Here is a 17,374-nt window from a genome sequence, read left to right on the forward strand (position 1 = left end):
CACAATGACTGAATTGCTGCAACCCATTCAAAGTACCAAAACAACCTGCCCATATTGCGGTGTGGGTTGTGGTGTGGTGGTCAGCACGCAAGCCGGAAAAATTATTGAAGTGAAGGGCGATGAAAGCCACCCGGCCAACTGGGGCAAGCTGTGCAGCAAAGGCAGCAAACTGGCCGAAACCGCTTCTGAAAATGTGTACGGGCAGGTGCGTGCAAGCCAGCCCCTGTTGCGCATTCAGCGCGATCAGCAAGTGGCTCCCACCGATTGGAACACTGCGCTTGATTTCACCGCGCGTGAATTCGCAAGGTTGATTGCCACTTATGGGCCCGACAGCATTGGCTTTTACATCAGCGGTCAGCTTTTGACCGAAGACTATTACGTGTTCAACAAACTCGCCAAGGGTTTGATCGGCACCAACAACATCGACACCAATTCACGCCTGTGCATGAGCAGCGCCGTGAGCGGTTACAAACGCACTCTGGGTGCTGATGCGCCACCCTGTAATTACGACGATTTAGCGCTGGCCGATTGCGTGTTCATTGCAGGTTCCAACATGGCGTATGCGCACCCGGTGGCTTACCACAGGCTTGAAGCCGCACGTGCTGCCAAACTTGGTCACAAACTGATTGTGGTTGACCCCCGCGCAACAGACACCGCGCTGATGGCTGATTTGCACTTGAAAATTCAGCCCGGCACCGACGTGATGTTGTTCAACGCCATGCTGCACGTGATGATGCAAAACGGCTGGCTTGACATGGCTTACATCAACCAACACACCGAGGGGTTCGAAGCAATGGCCAAAGGCTTGGCTGCCTACACGCCCAAGCTTGCAGCCAGTGTGTGTGCAGTTCCCGAGGCAGACATTGTATTGGCTGCCACCTGGTTCGCCCAAAGCAGCAGAACACTCTCCCTGTATTGCCAAGGGTTGAACCAGGCCACCACGGGAACGGACAAAAACACTTCGCTGATTGCTTTGCACCTGGCCACAGGCCAAATTGGCAAAGAAGGTTCGGGTCCGTTTTCGTTAACAGGCCAGCCCAATGCAATGGGTGGCCGTGAAGTGGGTGGACTGTCTACGTTGTTGCCTGCGCACCGTGAATTGAACAATCCTGCACATGTGGCTGAAGTGGCTGCCTTTTGGGGCGTCAAGCAAATTAGCGCAACACCCGGTGCCAGTGCGGTTGAAATGTTCGATCAACTGGAGCAAGGCAAAATAAAAGCGGTGTGGGTCGCCTGTACCAACCCTGCGCACTCACTGCCCAATTCCCAGAAAGTGGCGCGTGCCATGCAAAATGCTGAACTGGTTGTGGTGCAAGACGCCTACCTAACTCCTGCCACCGTGCAGTATGCCGATGTGCTGCTGCCCGCCACCACTTGGGGCGAAAAAGAAGGCACGGTCACGAACAGTGAAAGGCGAATTAGCCGCGTGCTGCCTGCAATGCCAGCCTACGCCGATTCAAAAAACGATTGGCAAATTGTGGTTGAGTTTGCAAAGCGGCTGGAAGTGGAGTTGAAAAAGCTTGGTGTGGAAAGCCCGCGCATCAATAGCGGCATTCATGCTTTCATGCCGTACAGCAATACAGAAGAAATTTTCAACGAGCACCGCGAAACCACGCGGGGCCTTGACCTGGACATTACCGGTTTAAGTTATGCGGTGTTGGAGACAAAGGGCCCGCAACAGTGGCCCATGCCCGAAGGCGTTTCTGAGGGCAAAGCCCGCCTGTACGAAGATGGGGTCTACCCCACAGCCACCGGCAAGGCGAAATTTGTGTTTGCACACTATGAACCAGTGGCCGAAGAGGCCGATGCGCGCTTTCCATGGCGCTTGAACACAGGGCGCTTGCGCGACCAATGGCATGGCGGCAGCCGCACCGGCACACTCGCTGAGTTTTTCTCGCATGAAGCCGAGCCTGTTGTTGCCATGCACCCTGCTGACTTCAAGCGATTGAACTTAAAGCCCAGCAGCTGGGTTTCCGTGAAATCACGCCGCGCCACAATTACCCTGCGTGCAAAAGAAGATGAGTCAGTTGCACGAAATCAAGCTGTATTGCCCATGCATTGGGGGCCCGAATTTTTCGGTGGAAAATCGGGTGTGGGGGGGGTGAACGCACTCACCATCGAAGCGTTCGATCCGTATTCCAAACAGCCGGAACTGAAGCATTCAGCCGTGAATATTCAGCGTGTTCATTTGCCCTGGCAAGTGGTGGTGTTCGTTTACAGCGAGCATTGGCTAGGCTTGTGGCAAAAAGCCCGTGCCTTGTACTCAGAATTTGATGCCGCTGTATGCGTGCCCGTTGGCCGCGAACAAACTGGTGTATTGTTTCGCGCAGCCAGCGCAAATGCGCCCGCCAAAGAAATCATTGACCAATTACAAACATTGTTTGAATGCGATGGTTCAGACGTGCTGGTGTATTCCGACCCGAAGACCGATGCACGACGACGCATTGGCGTGAAGGTGGCTGGCACGCCGCAGGCGCAAACAGCGACGTTGAGTAAAGTGTTTCTGGCGGGCAATATTGAATCGGAAGGTTGGTTGCGAAATTACTTCGACCAGCAACTCGATGTGATGCCAATTCGTAGTTTTTTGCTGGCCCCCGCAAGCCAGCCACCTGGTGTGCAAACCGAAGTAGTACGCATGGTGTGCAATTGTGTGGGTGTTTCTGAACAATCCATTCAGGCGAATATTGCAATCGCCTGTGCGAAAACTCCGAATGCCAGCGAAAACGACCTGCTGGGTGTTTTGCAAGGCACACTGAAATGCGGCACTCAGTGTGGTTCTTGTGCGCCTGAAATTCGCAAGCTGATTCGTGCGCAAGTCAGTGCGGCTGTGCTACTCACGTAGTTTTACTTTCTCCTGCTTTTGCTTTTCTTGTGATTTTTCGATTGCTCTGCCGTGGCTTCAACTTTGCTCGCAACAAGCTTGATGAATTCAATATTCACCCTTGAACGTTCAACCACTGTGTTGTAATTGCCCAGTGCGCGTTGTGCTTCTTGCCACTTCGCTCCCAAATTGCGCGCATGGTCTGGCTTCAAGTGCGCTGCTTTCACATCCGCCTGTTCAAGCGATTGCCACTGCGCGGGTTTGTGTAAATTTTTATTCAAATGGACATGCAGCCACACGCTTGGAAATTGCTTACCCGAGGAATCTGATTTGGGTGCAAGCTCAAATTCATACAGATGATCGTCTCGGTCGGCACTTGGCAGTTTTGGCTTTAATGAAATCGAGTCAAGCTGCTCATGTTCAACTAATGTGGCCCATGACTCAGCCCGTGGTGTTCTATGCTGCTTTAGTACGCTGAACTTAAAGTCATCTGTTGCAGCATAATGCATTTCCTGTTCAAGATTTTTTGCCAATTCACTCAACCTGTTGGAATGGCTTTCCAAAAGAGTTCGAATCTCTGGACTTAACTGACTGTGTTGAAGTTCACGTTCAATTCGCGACTTGGCAGAGGACGCTGCGCCGCAAACCTTCAGCGACTGGGCAGTGAACACCCTGTAGATTTGCATAACCGTTGCTGGAGAGTAAAAGCCGGGATTGCGTTGTACGCTTTCAAGCATACCAATGGGATTAATTGCCAATATTTGACCGCACTTTTCCAGTAAACCAGTAGTCCGTTTTGTCCTTAACTCAAGCCTTTCTTCATGTGTCGGTTCGATCGTAGAGTCGACAACAATGTTGGCCTTGGTGTTGTCTATCGTTAGGCCGCCTAAACTCGCATTCAAATTGAGTGTAATTGAGTCATCAGTGGCAGTAGTGTCCTCAGTCGCCTGTACCAGCAAATCTTGCAGACCCTCTTTGGCACACAATTCACGGATCGCCCAGCTGAACTTTTCCGTGAAGTAACACAAGTCGTTAAGTTGGCGTAATAAGCGCTGCTCTGTGTGCAGCGGGTGTTGGCTTTCAGACGCAGTTTCAATCAGATGCGCCAGGGTGGAAATCCCAAGTTCACTCAGCTCTTCAATTTTTGGCAGTAGTTTCACGAAGACATGGTGATCATTGTCAGCTTGATCCTTGTTCTCTATTTCAACGAATGCACCATCTTGCATAATCATTTTTACAAATGATTTGGGTTGTATTTCCATTGTTTGTTGATAGCATTCTTCGACCTTCTCCAGAATTCTTGGAATCAAGTGTCTTTGGGATACGAAGAACTTGTCACACTGTTCTGCAACAGAGTCAAAGTAAGCATAATTCTTTAGTGCTCTTTGAATTTGGTGAACTCGATTGTATGAATTCGTAATAATGTTTTCCAGTTTGAGGGTTTGGATATTTGGATTCAGTGCGTAAGTTCGTAGCGCGTTTTCTATAAGCTCTCTGGACGGCGTTTTTAGTTCTTCAAATTTTTGTTCTGCCTCGATGTGTTTCATCAATGCATCAATATCAATAACGGCAGAATTCAGACAAACACTGCTTCGAGCTATTTCGGGAAGAGCCCGCATCGCTTTCAAGTCGATTTCATGCGACAGAAAGTAATGCAGATTAGAAGTTAACCCCTCATAGAGATCTGCGCCATTGGTAGCCACAATTTTACCGCGAGGCATTGCCGGCAGTTCAGCCAAAAGACTTTGAATAATCAGCTTGATTTCCTCTATCTCAGGAATTAACGCAATGTTGTGTGGGTTGCTTTCCAGTTGTTCTCGCAACTCTTCGGCTTGCACCATTGAAATATTCACGTTGTCGGTGAATTCAAGATAACGATTCTGCAGCGCCTCGATGGTTTTTGGCCTTTCAGCAGGTGCGGAAGTTTGTTGCGCTTTAAAATGACGTGCCAATTCTTGGGCTGCCCTTGATATGGCGGTTCTTTCGGGCAATGCAACCGGGTTGGTTTGATTGGCAAAAGCGATCGCAGCTGTGGTAATTCTGTTGGTCATTTGGGGTTCTCGGGCGTTTCGTCACATTTAGGTTCGTTTGCCATTGAGTTGCGATTTTCAAGCATCAAAATGGATTTGGCTCATTGAGCCTTATTTTCGTTTCATTTCAAATGGGCCGCCAACACATCGTTTTGGTGAAGTGCTTCTCGATTTGATAGATCTCAGATCGAATGCAGCCAGGTTTGAACGATACGTTACGTAGATTGACCGGCAGTTCCCGTAAATTTTTGAGTATGTCTAGGTGGGCTTGTCTTTGCATATTCACTGAATCAAGTAGCTCAGGATTGTCAATCGATTTGCTCAACTCAAAGTTCAAGTGATCTGCGAGAGCCCTTAAAGATTTAAAACTGGCAACAACATGGGCCACTTTTTGTTGCGGCGAGGCACAACCCACGGGCCTGGGGGTGTTCGGCACTGCTGCGGAAATGTTTAATTGCCGCGCCAAATTGTCAGCCACCTAATTGCTGCTGCTGCCCTGTACGTCAAGATGCCTGTTTGTGCTGCTAACCATGTAAGTGGCGTGTGGGCAATTTGGGTTCCTTTTGGCTGTATTACTTTCGGTTAATTACGTTCTTTCCGGGTCTTGGTCGTTACAATAGGGCCATCGAACCCTTATTGAGTTGTTATGCCCAATCACGTCTTAGCCGACAAATTCTCGTGTGCTCCCTTCATCAAGGAAATTGGTCGGGGAAAAGATGGTGCGCGCGGCCTTGCGAGCGAGCAGGCCAACGCGTTGTTCTCTGCCATTCTGCGGGGTGAGGTGTCTGATTTCGAGCTGGGTGCCGTACTGATTGCATTGCGGGTGAAAGGCGAAAGCAATGACGAATTAATTGGTTTTCTTGAAGCGATTGCTGCGAATTGGCCGTTGGGTGAAAGCCTGCCAAATGGCCATGCCTTCAGGATCCTAAATGAGCAGTCTGCGGAAAGTGGCAAGCCGGTAGTCGTGATACCGAGCTACAACGGTGCGCGGCGCAAACCGAATTTCACACCGCTGCTGGCTGGGTTGTTGGCCCAGAAAGGCTACCCGGTTTTTGTTCATGGGCTTGAAAGTGATTTCACTGGCAGGGTTACCAGTGCCGAGGTGTTTTCGCATTTGAATTGGGGTGGTATTGAATTGAATTTCCCCGCGCCTGTTTACATGCCCATGGCGCAAATCTATCCGCGCATCGAGGCATTGCTTCAAACGCGAAAAGTGTTGGGCGTGCGCAGTTGCACCCACACCTTGGTGAAGCTGATGGTGCCCGCCGTGTTTGATCAATCCCTGCTTATTACCAGTTACACCCACCCTGAATTCTGGAATTTACAGCGGGAAGTGTTGTGCGCCATGGGCCAAACAGCATTGGTGTTGCGGGGCCATGAAGGTGAGCCAGTGGCTGCCCCGTACCGTGCACCGCGTATGGATGGTGTGAAGGCAGGCCGTACCTGGTGTATTGCCGAGCCCGAAAATCTGTTTACTGAACAGCCTGACCCACACCCAGACATTGATGCGGAATCCACAGCACGCCTAATCGAAATGTGGCTGAACAATCCACAGGAAATGCCACATGGCTTTGCGCGCCAACTCGACGCCATTGAGGTCGTTCACCAGGCAACAGCACATGCAGCAATTTGATGTGTTGGTCATTGGTGCCGGCGCAGCCGGGCTGATGTGCGCGGCCCAGGCCGGGCAGGGTGGCTTGAATGTGGCGCTGTTGGACCACAGCGAGAAACTGGCCGAGAAAATTCGAATCAGCGGCGGTGGTCGCTGCAATTTCACAAATATCAATGTGTCGGAAGTGAATTTTATTTCTGAGAACCCTCGCTTCGCGCGCTCAGCCTTGAGCCGATATTCTTCGGCTGATTTCATTGCTTTGGTGAAGCGGCACAACATTCCGTTTCATGAAAAACACAAAGGCCAGTTGTTTTGCGATCGCAAAAGCGATGACATCATCGACATGCTGGCCGCTGAATGCAATGCAGGCAAAGTGAAATGGTTCAGGCCCCACAGTGTGAATGCTGTAGAGCATGATGGCAGCCAGTTCAAGCTGACCACTACGGCAGGCCCCTTGCAGGCCAGGCATTTGGTGGTGGCCACAGGTGGACTGCCCGTGCCTAAAATTGGCGCGACTGATTTCGGTCTGAAGCTGGCCAAGCAGTTTGGCCACGCGCTGGTGGATCAACGCCCCGCGCTGGTGCCGCTAACATTTGACTCTGCCCAGTGGGAACCGTTCGTTCAATTGGCGGGGCTGGCCTTGCCGGTTTTAAGCCGGGGAAGCGAAGCACAGGCCCCGTGGTTCGATGAAGATTTGCTGTTCACCCACCGTGGTTTAAGCGGACCTGCTGTGTTGCAGGCTTCTACTTACTGGAACCCGGGCAGGGCCATTACATTGAACCTGTCAGGGCGCGATTGCGAACCGGCCACCCTTCAAACTGATTTGTTACAAGCCACGCTGGGTGCAAAAGCCAATGCCGACAACTGGTTCGCTGCCCAAGTACCGCATTGGCCCAAGCGGCTTGTGCAGGCGTGGTTGAACAAACCTGAATTACAAGCCATTGCCGGGCGCAAAGTGGCTGAGTTGGGCAAAAAACAGTTGGGACCCCTGGCGCAGGCGGTGGCCAGTTGGCAACTGGTGCCCAGCGGCACAGAGGGCTATAAAAAAGCAGAGGTAATGCGCGGTGGTGTAAGCACTGCCGATTTGCATGCCAAAACCCTGGAATCGCGAAAAGTTGCAGGCCTTTATTTCATTGGCGAAGTGGTCGATGTGACCGGCTGGCTGGGTGGTTACAACTTCCAGTGGGCATGGGCCAGCGGCTACACGGCAGCGCATGCCATATTGAGCCAAAAATAGTTGAAAATTCTTGAGAAAACCTGCTTATGCGTGGTAATATCTCGGTCTTTGCCAGATTCTTGGCGGCAGCTATTTGCTTTCAGGTGTTGATTTCTTAAGGTTTTCTGTTTGAAATCAATGGGTTGGAAGGTATCGCTGTAACACCACAAACAAATTACGAACACCCGATTGGAGCCTTATGCCAAACGTTCGCGTTAAAGAAAACGAGCCATTTGAAGTTGCCCTGCGTCGCTTCAAGCGCACCATTGAAAAAACAGGTCTGTTGACTGAGCTGCGTTCACGCGAGTTCTACGAAAAGCCAACTGCAGAGCGCAAGCGCCTGCGTGCTGCTGCCGTAAAGCGTCACTACAAGCGCCTGCGTAGCCAAATGTTGCCCAAGAAAATGTATTGATTCGTTTATGTCCCTGAAAGCGCAAGTTCTCGAAGACATTAAGCAGGCCATGAAGGCCCGCGAGCAAGCTAGGCTCGCAACGCTTCGAATGCTTTCAGCGGCAATCAAGCAAAAAGAGGTCGACGAACGTGTCGAGCTCGACGATGGGGCGGTTCTAGCCATCATCGAAAAGCAAATCAAGCAGCGAAATGAAGCCGCCATCCAGTTTGAGCAGGGTGGTCGGCCAGAGTCGGCTGAGGCTGAAAAAGCTGAGGCTGCCATTTTGGCGTCTTACCTTCCAGCACAATTGTCTGAGGCCGAAGTTGTGGCTGAAATTGCTGCAATTGTTCAAGCCGTGGGCGCCAATGGCCCCCAAGACATGGGCAAGGTAATGGGCGCTGTGAAAGCGAAGCTTGCAGGAAAGGCTGACATGGGCAAGGTGTCTGGCCTTGTGAAAGCAGTACTGTCGAAGTAAGCGCACCAGCATTACCAAGCCATCACTGTCAAACTAAGGAAATTCAGCGCGCGCAAGCGCGATTTTCGTTTCAACCCCCTTGGGTTTGTTATTCTTGAAAGCAGGCTTTTGCCATGGCTTTTCCGCAAGTGAATTCACCCAAACCGCATGATTCCACAAAGCTTTATCGACGATTTGCTATACCGCCTAGACATCACCGATGTGGTGGGGCGCTACGTGCAATTGAAAGCAGCAGGCGCGAATTTGCAGGGCTTGTGCCCATTTCACAATGAAAAATCTCCCTCGTTTACAGTAAGCCCATCAAAACAGTTTTATCACTGCTTTGGTTGTGGGGCTCATGGCAATGCCGTGGGTTTTGTGATGGAACACTTGGGCATGACTTTTCCCGAGGCGGTTGAGAGCCTGGCTGGGAATTTGGGAATTGATGTGCCCCATGAGAAAGGCATGGATGTTCCCGCCGAGGTACGTTCAGAGCGGGAAGAGTTGGTTGAGTTGCTGACCCGCGCGGCAAATTATTACAAAGCCCAGCTTAAAAAAAGCCCGCTCGCCATTGATTATTTGAAGAATCGTGGCTTGACTGGGCAAGTGGCAGCCCGCTACGGCATGGGCTATGCGCCCGATACGTACCAGAACCTGGAAACAGTGGTCGACAACTACGCCAGCAACACTCAGTTGGATTTGGCGGGCTTGACCAAGATGAGCGACAGCAACCGCCGTTACGATGCATTTCGCGGGCGCATCATGTTCCCGATTCGAAATGCCAAAGGGCAGGTGATTGGCTTTGGTGGCCGCGTGCTGGGCGATGAAAAGCCGAAGTACCTGAACAGCCCCGAAACCCCGGTATTTTCAAAGGGGCACGAGGTCTACGGCCTATTCGAAGCTCGGCAGGCAATTCACAAAATGGGCTACGCCCTGGTCACCGAAGGCTACATGGATGTGGTGGCCCTGGCCCAGTGGGGGTTTGAAAATGCAGTGGCCACCTTGGGCACTGCGGTAACACCCGACCATGTGTTGAAGCTGTTCAAGCAAACCGACCGCCTGGTGTTTGCGTTCGATGGTGATGGTGCGGGCCAGAAGGCCGCATGGCGTGCCTTGCTGGCCTGTTTGCCGCATGTTAGCGAAAACAAGCGGGCCGATTTTATTTTTTTGCCCGCCGAGCATGACCCCGATTCATTCATTCGCACCGAGGGGCCGGATGGATTCGAGGCCATGGTGGCGCAAGCCGCTTCGCTGTCAGAGTACCTGACCCGTTACCTGGAGCGTAATTACCCTTTACAGCAAATCGAGGGCAGTGCCGCAGCCATTTCATTTTTGAAGCCGCTGATTGTGCAAATGCAGCCCACCGTTTACAGGTCCTCACTTTTGCGCGCTTTGGCCAATTTGCTGGGTGCAACGCCGATGGAATTAAGCCGGCATTTGGGTTTGAAAAGCAGGGAAGGCGGTGGCGATTACTTTTCGCCAAAGAACAAAGGTCAATTTCAAGGCAAAAAGTTCGGGAAATACAAAGACGAGCCTTTGCAGAACAACTGGGGCCCCAGACCCACGGCGAAGTCGCCCCTTCTAAGTTTGGCTGCGCGGGTAATTCGGGCGCCGCAATTGGTGAATTTGTGTGATTCCCTGTTGGCTTTGTATGAAAGGGAAGAAAAACCAGCGCTCGAAGTGCATAGTTTTGTTCATTTGCTTGAAAAAGTCAGAAATGACCCCAATCTTCTTGAAGCGCGCTTGCAGCATGCGTTTAACGACGAAACACACCAAAACTGGGTTAACTCCGTTTTAAAAGAAGCCCGCAGTTTGGATGATTCCCTCGATTTTGAAACCGAGTTGCGTTCTGGCGTGTATCAATGTAGTGAATTGTGGTTCAAAGACGAGCTGGAGCGACTCACCGAGGCAATGCCTACACAGGGGGAGCAACTACGTTGGTATCACGAGTGCATGCAACGCTTTCAAGAATTGAAACAGAAGCGAGTTAATCAGTTATAATTAAAGGTTACGGTGCAGGTTTTGCATCTTTTGTTGTGCGTTTTTGCGCACTAAGTGGCTGTAATTGAGTTGTTCAGGGAATGAATGTTCAAAATACTTAACATTTTTTCAAAAACGCAGGAACAGAAAGCGAAATCCGGCCACAAAACCAAGTCTGGGACATCACAAGACGTGATTACTCAGCATTCCGATACACAATCACAGATTCCTGGTGGCCAAAAGCCGGAGAAGGAATCCTCCACTAAGGCATCCAAACGCAAGGGAGCGTCGTCAATGGCAGGAAAGAAGGTTTCTCCTCAAAAGGCAACTGTAAAAAAAGCGAATGAAAACACCGTGGTAAAGAAGACAGAATCCAAGAAAACAGCACCTGTTGCTGAAAAGCCTGCTAGCAAGAAAGCCGCTGCACCCGCAACCGTTGTGGCTGAAGACACGCCCAAACGCGGACGCAAGCCCAAAGCTGCTGAGCCTGTTGTAGTGCAGGTCGTTGAAGTGGCAGCCGAAGAAGCTCAACCTAAAAAGCGGGGACGCAAGCCTAAGGTTCTGGAGCAAGCTGCACCGGTAATCTCCGCAGATGCCCCCAAAGGCCGTGGACGCCCGCCAAAGGCAGTCGCCAGCAAGCCCAAGGCCGAAGAGGAAGATGATGACGATCTGGATTCAGGCAGTGATGCTTCGATTGATTCAGACGATGTACCCGAAGACGACGACAGCGATGCTAAAAAAGCAGATTTGGTTATTATGCCCAAGCGTGGTCGTGGATCCAAAGCCAAAGACAAGGCCCTGATCAATTCTGCATACCTAAGCTCGGCCAACGCCACAGTTGAAGAACTTGAATTGCGTCGCACGCAGCTTAAAACCCTGATCAAGATGGGTAAAGAGCGCGGCTACCTGACATTTGCCGAGATTAATGATCACCTGCCCGACGATGTAACAGACGGCGAAGTGATCGAAGCCATGGTCAGCACATTCAACGACATGGGCATCACTGTTTACGAGCAGGCCCCAGACGCTGAAGCGTTGCTGATGAATGACAATGCGCCGGTGGGTACTTCTGCAGAAGACGCAGAAGAAGAAGCTGAAGCCGCGCTAAGCAACGTGGACTCGGAATTTGGCCGTACCACCGACCCTGTTCGCATGTACATGCGTGAAATGGGTACGGTTGAGTTGTTGACTCGCGAAGGCGAAATTGAAATTGCCAAGCGCATTGAAGCTGGTTTGAAAGACATGGTGCAGGCTATTTCCGCCTGCCCGGCCATTGTTGAAGACGTGGTCGGTTTGGGCCAGCGCATTGCCGAAGGTTTGTCGACTGTCGACGAAGTGGTGGATGGAATAATTGATGACTCCATCACCGAAGAAATGGTTGAGGCCGCTGCGCCCGAAGAAACCAACGACGACGAAGAAAGCGATGACGAAGAAGAAGGCAATGACGGAGGTACCACTTCAGGCATGTCGGCTCGCCAGCTTGAAGAGTTGAAGCGCAATTCGCTGGTTGTGTTTGCTGAAATTGAGAAGCAGTTCACCAAGCTTAAAAAGGTGCGTGCAGACGGTGGTTACAACACAGCCGCCTACAAGAAAGCCAAGGAAGCGATCGCCGAGCAGTTCATGAAGATTCGCTTTACTGCGAAGCAGGTTGAGCGTTTGTGCAGCATTTTGCGCGAACAGGTCGATGGTGTGCGTCGCATTGAACGTGAAATTTACGACATTTCAGTGAACCGTGTGGGCGTTCCGCGCGAACAGTTTATCGACAAGTTCCGTGGCCATGAAGTGGAAGCTGCATGGGTTAACACATTCAGTGCATCGAACGCAGCTTGGGCTGAAACTTGGGCGCGTAATGTGCCTGCGATCAATGAATTGCAACAGAAACTGGTCGCCATTCAGGACGCAGTTTCACTGCCATTGAACGATTTACGTGCAATCAACAAGCAAATGGTTTCTGGCGAAAACCGCGCCCGTTTGGCCAAGCGTGAGATGATTGAAGCCAACTTGCGTTTGGTAATTTCAATTGCCAAAAAGTACACCAACCGTGGCTTGCAGTTCCTTGATTTGATTCAGGAAGGCAATGTGGGCTTGATGAAGGCGGTGGACAAGTTTGAATACCGCCGCGGCTACAAGTTTTCAACGTATGCCACATGGTGGATTCGCCAGGCGATTACCCGTTCTATCGCAGACCAGGCGCGCACCATTCGTATTCCGGTGCACATGATCGAAACCATCAATAAGATGAATCGAATCAGCCGCCAGATTTTGCAGGAAACTGGTATTGAGCCCGATCCAGCCACGCTGGCTGAACGCATGGAAATGCCAGAAGAGAAAATTCGCAAGATCTTGAAAATCGCAAAAGAGCCGATTTCGATGGAAACACCGATTGGTGACGATGACGATTCTCATTTGGGCGATTTCATTGAAGACAATCACACCTTGGCCCCTCAAGATGCAGCGCAGTACAGCAGCCTGCGCTTCGTGACCAAGGATGTGCTGGATTCACTGACCCCACGCGAAGCCAAAGTGCTGCGCATGCGTTTCGGCATTGAAATGAGCACTGACCACACGCTGGAAGAAGTGGGCAAGCAGTTTGATGTAACCCGTGAGCGGATTCGTCAAATCGAAGCCAAGGCACTTCGAAAGCTGCGCCACCCCAGCCGTTCAGACAAGCTAAAGAGCTTCCTGGAAGGCGAATAAGGCTTTTAAAAGGTAATGTGGGGCTATAGCTCAGCGGTTAGAGCAGAGGACTCATAATCCTTTGGTCCCCGGTTCAAATCCGGGTGGCCCTACCAGTAATATGAGGGACTTAGAGGCGACAAGCTTCTAAGTCCTTTTTGTTTCAATTCCCTTGTAGTGCTTCATCCACTTCAATCCTTTCAGAGTCACCTTCGATATAAAGTAAAACCTGATGGTTCGGCCCAACACCACTGCGGGCAAAAACAAGGCCATGGGCATCGCCCCTGCACCGGCTGCCAGTGCAAGTGTTTTAAACGGAATGGGTGCAAATGCTGCGACGAATAAAATGGGTGAGCCGTATTGGGCCATCAGCACTGTGGCCTGGTTGATTTCTTCGAGATTTGTAGATTGGGCCCAAGTTGCCAATTCCCCCGCAAATGCGAACCCCAAGAAGTAAGCTGAACAGGCACCAGCCACAGAAAATACCACACAGGCAATCATGAGCGGCTTCCAGCGGTCAGGGCGGCCAATGATCATGGGCGGAAGCATCACATCGCTGGGCACTGGGAAAATAAAACCACCCAGGTAGGTCAGCAGGCACATGGCTGCAATACCGAAGCGGCTATTGGCCAGTTTCTCGCAAAACGATTTAAGCATGGCCTGGTGTTGCTTACGGAAGGCTGTTGAAGCCTCAAATAATGACTGAGTAATGTTTCAGGTTTTAATCAACATGGCATTGAATTCACGCATAACCTGAGAAAACGCGTCTGCATGGACGGATTCCAAGCGGTTTGCCCGCAACTTTGCGACATGCTCGAAAGTAAGTGGGCCCGCTTCAACAACACCCATTGTCCAGTTGCTAAACAGCCGTTCTTTAACGGGCGTGATGTGAATGATTCGGCTGTCGGTGTGCCGCTTGTCATCAAGAATTTTTACATAGGTACGAAGCACGGCCTGTTCAGGCCCTTCGAGTACCTGCATGAACATGCCACCGCCATGAACCAACACGCCAGTAATTCCTGCCTCGCTGTTATTTTTTCGGGAGGTCAGAAGTATTTCGTCCAAGGTGTCCTTGTTGAAATCAGGTTTGGCTTGGCTGCAGTAAAGAAGACGAATCATGTTTTGCTGTCCGGTTTGGCGTGAAAGTATCTGCTGCTTTTTACCATCATAGTGGGTAAAGGCAATCGCAAGTTGTAGGTGAAAAAATATTTCGTGGCAGGAGGCGTCAGTAATTGAGACGATTGGGAGGCCACAATGTTCATCAGGATGACGCCTTGTCAGCCAATGCCTTGCAAGTCATCTCCAGGCGTTCCGATTTAATTCAGTGTCGGTTCTGGGTATCTTGATTGTCTTCTGAGTCCATCACCCAACATCCAAAAGCGCACCATGATTTCAGGCGACAAACCACCCATAGCCTTCACAATGCCCGATGCCAAAAAGGCGGATGCTTTGGCCGCATCGCGGCCCCCGGAGGTGAAAACTGCAGCCGACCGGGATGGCGCCAGTGTGGTCGTGTCTGTTTCCAGGCCGCGCGGTACCATGCTGCTCGACAACACCACGCCGTTTAATGCGGACAAAGTGGAAATGATTCGGCGTCAACTCAGCGAAGGGGGCTTCAAAATTGAGGCCACAATCGTGGCAGAGCGTATGATCAATGATCAAAAAGCGCTGTTGGGCTAGAAAATTGGTATGTCTGTTCACTAAATTTCATAAAATCGTTACAATAAAAAATAACAAATAAAAACAATGACTTAAGTTATATTATAAGTGTACGGTTGTACTCTTCTGACACTTTATTCTAGTTTTTAACCCAAAATTACTTGCAGAAAAAGGGTGTTTTTCGTTACATTAGTGCACATATGTTCACTTATGTGGAAAACGCCATGAGAACCAATAGCCAACTGTCCAACAAAGTAGTCCGCGGACTCTCCAAAATTCTGGGTCAGGAATTTGTAAACTTCTGGCTTGAACAAGCTGGCAGCACCCATTCAGCCGATCGTTGCCTCGCCGAGGTTGTGCGCATTGATCGCGAAACTGCAGACGCTGTTAGCCTTTGGTTGCGCCCCAATGCTTTGTTTGCAGGGTTTGAAGCTGGTCAACACGTGAACCTTAGCGTAACCATTGATGATGTGGTGCACACCCGTTCATACAGTTTCAGCAATGCCCCTATAGCCGATGGTTTGGTGCGCTTGACCATCAAGCAAACTCCAACTGGCCTGGTTTCCCGCTTCGCAGTGAACCAGCTGGAAGTGGGCACGGTGGTGGAATTGGGTGATGTGTTTGGTCACATGACTTTAAAGCAGACGCAGCCAGATTTGAACACCCAGCGCCCCACCATGCTGTTGCTGGCTGCTGGAAGCGGCATTACCCCCATGATCAGCCTGATTGAACAACTGGAAACCCAAGGCTGGCCCGCAGACGTGACGCTGATGAGCTGGGCGCGCAACCCTGAAGACGTGTTGTTTGATGCCACACTGAAAGCCAAAGCCAACGAACATTTCAAGTATGTTCGTCTGCTGGAAAGCGGTGCGAATCTGGCTGAAGGCGATTTGACCGGCCGCCCAAGTGCTGAGCAGTTTGCAGCTGTGGCGGGTACTTTGGAAACCACCGATGTTTACGCCTGTGGCCCAGATGGCTTTATGAATGCGCTACAAGGCATTTTGGGCGACACGCCCAAGAGTTTTCATGCTGAATCGTTCACACCCATGGCATTGACCATCGATGAAAACGCCGAGGTGAAAACCTACACGGTGACTCTGACCAAGAGCAATCGCATTCTGGAAGTGAGCAACAACAAGCCGTTGCTGAAGGCGTTGCAAGAGCAGGGCGTTAATCCCCCACATGGCTGCGGCATGGGCATTTGCAACACCTGTTCATGCGAAAAGCTGACTGGTACTACGCAAAACATGCAGAACAAGTCGGTGTGTGGCACCAACAACACAGCGTTGCGTTTGTGCATTAACGCCGCCCAAGGCCCGGTTTCACTGGACCTCTAATTCAAATTCAAAAATATTCGGAGCGAATCATGAGAAAAGTTGACCGCAAATTAAGCCCCGCTGAACTGGAACAGTTTGGTGCAGAAATTGAAGCCCTTCGCCAAAAGCATTTGGCAGATGTGGGTGAGCGCGATGCCAAGTACATCACCAAGATTGAAAAAGCCGTGCGCTACACCGAAATTGCTGGCCGTGGCATGTTGATGGCTGGTATTTTTCCACCCGCGTTTGTGTTGGGTACATTGACTCTGGGTGTTTCAAAGATTCTGGAGAACATGGAGCTGGGCCACAACGTAATGCATGGCCAATACGATTTCATGCAGAACAAGCGCTTGATGGGTCAAACCTATGAGTGGGATACCTGGTGTACTGCCGACAACTGGCGTTACAGCCACAACTATCGCCACCATACCTTCACCAACGTGCTGGGTGAAGACCATGACATTGGTTATGGCGTGTTGCGCCTGTTCCCCGAGCAAAAGTGGGAGCCACGCTTTTTGGCGAATGTGCCTTTGATGGTGATTCTGGCCACTTTCTTTGAAAACCTGCTGGCTTTGCAAACACTTGAACTTGAAAAAGTAATCAATGGCGAGAAAACCCTGAAAGAAACCAAAGACCGCGCCATTCCGACCTTCAAGAAAGCAGGCCGCCAGATCGCGAAAGACTACGTGTTCTTCCCCTTGTTGGCGGGTCCATTCTTCTTGCCTGTGCTGGCGGGTAACTTCCTTGCCAACATCATTCGCAATTACTGGACTTTCGTGATTATTTTCTGTGGTCACTTTACTGCTGATTCTGAAGTGTTCGACAAATCGATTACTGAAAACGAAACGCAAGCCCATTGGTACTTGCGCCAGCTGAAGGGTTCTTCGAACCTGACGGGTGGAAAATTGTTCCACATCATGTCTGGCAACCTGAGCCACCAGATCGAACACCACTTGTTCCCAGAGGTGCCTGCGCACCGCTATGCGGAAATGTCGGTTGAGGTGCAGGAAATTTGCAAGCGCTATGGCCAGCATTACAACAAGGCGTCGATCTTCAAGCAGTTCTCGACTGTGGTTGGCCGTGCATTCAAGTACAGTTTGCCTTCACTGAAGCGCAAGAACGCGAGTGCTTTGGCTGCCTGAGAATGAAGGCTCGGTTGCACAACCGAGCCTGTTTACCTGGCTTGACTAGTTTTTGTAAGCGTATGACAACTTGTCTG

13 protein-coding genes and 1 tRNA gene are annotated in these 17,374 nt (G+C 50.9%); 11 read left to right on the plus strand and 3 right to left on the minus strand.

The genetic code is table 11. The features are described 5' to 3' along the window. Positions 1-4: 4 nt before the first annotated feature. The gene (locus tag NSP04_RS06020; protein WP_257511440.1) at positions 5-2,842 is read left to right on the plus strand and encodes a nitrate reductase; all 2,838 of its coding nucleotides are present in this window, start codon (positions 5-7) and stop codon (positions 2,840-2,842) included. Positions 2,843-2,844: 2 nt separating this feature from the next. Here NSP04_RS06020 and NSP04_RS06025 read toward each other — a convergent pair whose 3' ends face one another. Continuing rightward, positions 2,845-4,662, minus strand: coding sequence for a T3SS effector XopP-like protein (locus NSP04_RS06025; RefSeq protein ID WP_257511441.1), 1,818 nt, complete (start codon positions 4,660-4,662; stop codon positions 2,845-2,847). Positions 4,663-5,497: 835 nt separating this feature from the next. Here NSP04_RS06025 and ybiB point away from each other — a divergent pair. The 7 genes from ybiB to NSP04_RS06060 all read left to right on the plus strand — a co-directional run bounded on the left by ybiB (position 5,498) and on the right by NSP04_RS06060 (position 13,296). Next, complete coding sequence (gene ybiB, locus NSP04_RS06030) at positions 5,498-6,484, plus strand: DNA-binding protein YbiB (RefSeq protein WP_257511442.1); 987 nt, start codon at positions 5,498-5,500, stop codon at positions 6,482-6,484. Further along, entirely contained in the window at positions 6,471-7,700 is a 1,230-nt protein-coding gene (locus NSP04_RS06035; RefSeq protein WP_257511443.1) for a BaiN/RdsA family NAD(P)/FAD-dependent oxidoreductase, read from the plus strand. Before ybiB ends, NSP04_RS06035 begins: the two co-directional genes overlap by 14 nt. Positions 7,701-7,878: 178 nt before the next feature. Then, positions 7,879-8,091 carry a 30S ribosomal protein S21 gene (gene rpsU / locus NSP04_RS06040; protein ID WP_257511444.1) on the plus strand — a complete coding sequence of 71 codons (213 nt, stop codon included), beginning with the start codon at positions 7,879-7,881 and terminating at the stop codon, positions 8,089-8,091. A 7-nt stretch (positions 8,092-8,098) separates the two neighbouring features. Beyond that, positions 8,099-8,545 (plus strand): GatB/YqeY domain-containing protein, encoded by a 447-nt coding sequence (locus NSP04_RS06045; protein ID WP_257511445.1) that lies wholly within the window; start codon positions 8,099-8,101, stop codon positions 8,543-8,545. Positions 8,546-8,692: 147 nt separating this feature from the next. Continuing rightward, positions 8,693-10,525 (plus strand): DNA primase, encoded by a 1,833-nt coding sequence (gene dnaG, locus NSP04_RS06050; protein ID WP_257511446.1) that lies wholly within the window; start codon positions 8,693-8,695, stop codon positions 10,523-10,525. 273 nt (positions 10,526-10,798) lie between these two features. After that, positions 10,799-13,201: an RNA polymerase sigma factor RpoD gene (rpoD, locus tag NSP04_RS06055; protein ID WP_257511447.1), complete on the plus strand. Its 2,403-nt coding sequence runs from the start codon at positions 10,799-10,801 to the stop codon at positions 13,199-13,201. Between the two features lie 19 nt (positions 13,202-13,220). After that, positions 13,221-13,296, plus strand: a tRNA-Ile gene (locus NSP04_RS06060). Between the two features lie 31 nt (positions 13,297-13,327). Here the strand turns inward: NSP04_RS06060 and NSP04_RS06065 are convergent. Both NSP04_RS06065 and NSP04_RS06070 read right to left on the minus strand, forming a co-directional pair. After that, the gene (locus NSP04_RS06065; RefSeq protein WP_257511448.1) at positions 13,328-13,837 is read right to left on the minus strand and encodes a YqaA family protein; all 510 of its coding nucleotides are present in this window, start codon (positions 13,835-13,837) and stop codon (positions 13,328-13,330) included. Between the two features lie 57 nt (positions 13,838-13,894). Beyond that, entirely contained in the window at positions 13,895-14,299 is a 405-nt protein-coding gene (locus NSP04_RS06070) for a BLUF domain-containing protein (protein WP_257511449.1), read from the minus strand. 267 nt (positions 14,300-14,566) lie between these two features. Between NSP04_RS06070 and NSP04_RS06075 the strand changes: the two genes are divergently transcribed. The 3 genes from NSP04_RS06075 (at position 14,567) to NSP04_RS06085 (ending at position 17,297) form a co-directional block, all read left to right on the plus strand. Further along, positions 14,567-14,860, plus strand: coding sequence for a flagellar biosynthesis anti-sigma factor FlgM (locus NSP04_RS06075; RefSeq protein WP_257511450.1), 294 nt, complete (start codon positions 14,567-14,569; stop codon positions 14,858-14,860). Between the two features lie 203 nt (positions 14,861-15,063). Next, positions 15,064-16,176, plus strand: a complete 1,113-nt coding sequence (locus NSP04_RS06080) for a ferredoxin reductase (protein ID WP_257511451.1) — start codon at positions 15,064-15,066, stop codon at positions 16,174-16,176. A gap of 29 nt (positions 16,177-16,205) precedes the next feature. After that, a complete protein-coding gene (locus NSP04_RS06085) occupies positions 16,206-17,297 on the plus strand; it encodes a fatty acid desaturase family protein (RefSeq protein WP_257511452.1) in 1,092 nt (363 codons plus the stop codon). The last annotated feature ends 77 nt before the right edge of the window (positions 17,298-17,374 follow it).

This window comes from Limnobacter parvus (assembly GCF_024623725.1).
Lineage (GTDB): Bacteria > Pseudomonadota > Gammaproteobacteria > Burkholderiales > Burkholderiaceae_B > Limnobacter > Limnobacter parvus.

What these genes read in the sequence shown, in the direction of transcription:
- NSP04_RS06020 (WP_257511440.1), top strand. Translation starts at nt 5, where the DNA reads ATGACTGAATTGCTGCAACCCATTCAAAGTACCAAAACAACCTGCCCA.
- NSP04_RS06025 (WP_257511441.1), bottom strand. Translation starts at nt 4,662, where the DNA reads ATGGTGCAAGCCGAAGAGTTGCGAGAACAACTGGAAAGCAACCCACAC.
- ybiB (WP_257511442.1), top strand. Translation starts at nt 5,498, where the DNA reads ATGCCCAATCACGTCTTAGCCGACAAATTCTCGTGTGCTCCCTTCATC.
- NSP04_RS06035 (WP_257511443.1), top strand. Translation starts at nt 6,471, where the DNA reads ATGCAGCAATTTGATGTGTTGGTCATTGGTGCCGGCGCAGCCGGGCTG.
- rpsU (WP_257511444.1), top strand. Translation starts at nt 7,879, where the DNA reads ATGCCAAACGTTCGCGTTAAAGAAAACGAGCCATTTGAAGTTGCCCTG.
- NSP04_RS06045 (WP_257511445.1), top strand. Translation starts at nt 8,099, where the DNA reads ATGTCCCTGAAAGCGCAAGTTCTCGAAGACATTAAGCAGGCCATGAAG.
- dnaG (WP_257511446.1), top strand. Translation starts at nt 8,693, where the DNA reads ATGATTCCACAAAGCTTTATCGACGATTTGCTATACCGCCTAGACATC.
- rpoD (WP_257511447.1), top strand. Translation starts at nt 10,799, where the DNA reads ATGGCAGGAAAGAAGGTTTCTCCTCAAAAGGCAACTGTAAAAAAAGCG.
- NSP04_RS06065 (WP_257511448.1), bottom strand. Translation starts at nt 13,837, where the DNA reads ATGCTTAAATCGTTTTGCGAGAAACTGGCCAATAGCCGCTTCGGTATT.
- NSP04_RS06070 (WP_257511449.1), bottom strand. Translation starts at nt 14,299, where the DNA reads ATGATTCGTCTTCTTTACTGCAGCCAAGCCAAACCTGATTTCAACAAG.
- NSP04_RS06075 (WP_257511450.1), top strand. Translation starts at nt 14,567, where the DNA reads ATGATTTCAGGCGACAAACCACCCATAGCCTTCACAATGCCCGATGCC.
- NSP04_RS06080 (WP_257511451.1), top strand. Translation starts at nt 15,064, where the DNA reads ATGAGAACCAATAGCCAACTGTCCAACAAAGTAGTCCGCGGACTCTCC.
- NSP04_RS06085 (WP_257511452.1), top strand. Translation starts at nt 16,206, where the DNA reads ATGAGAAAAGTTGACCGCAAATTAAGCCCCGCTGAACTGGAACAGTTT.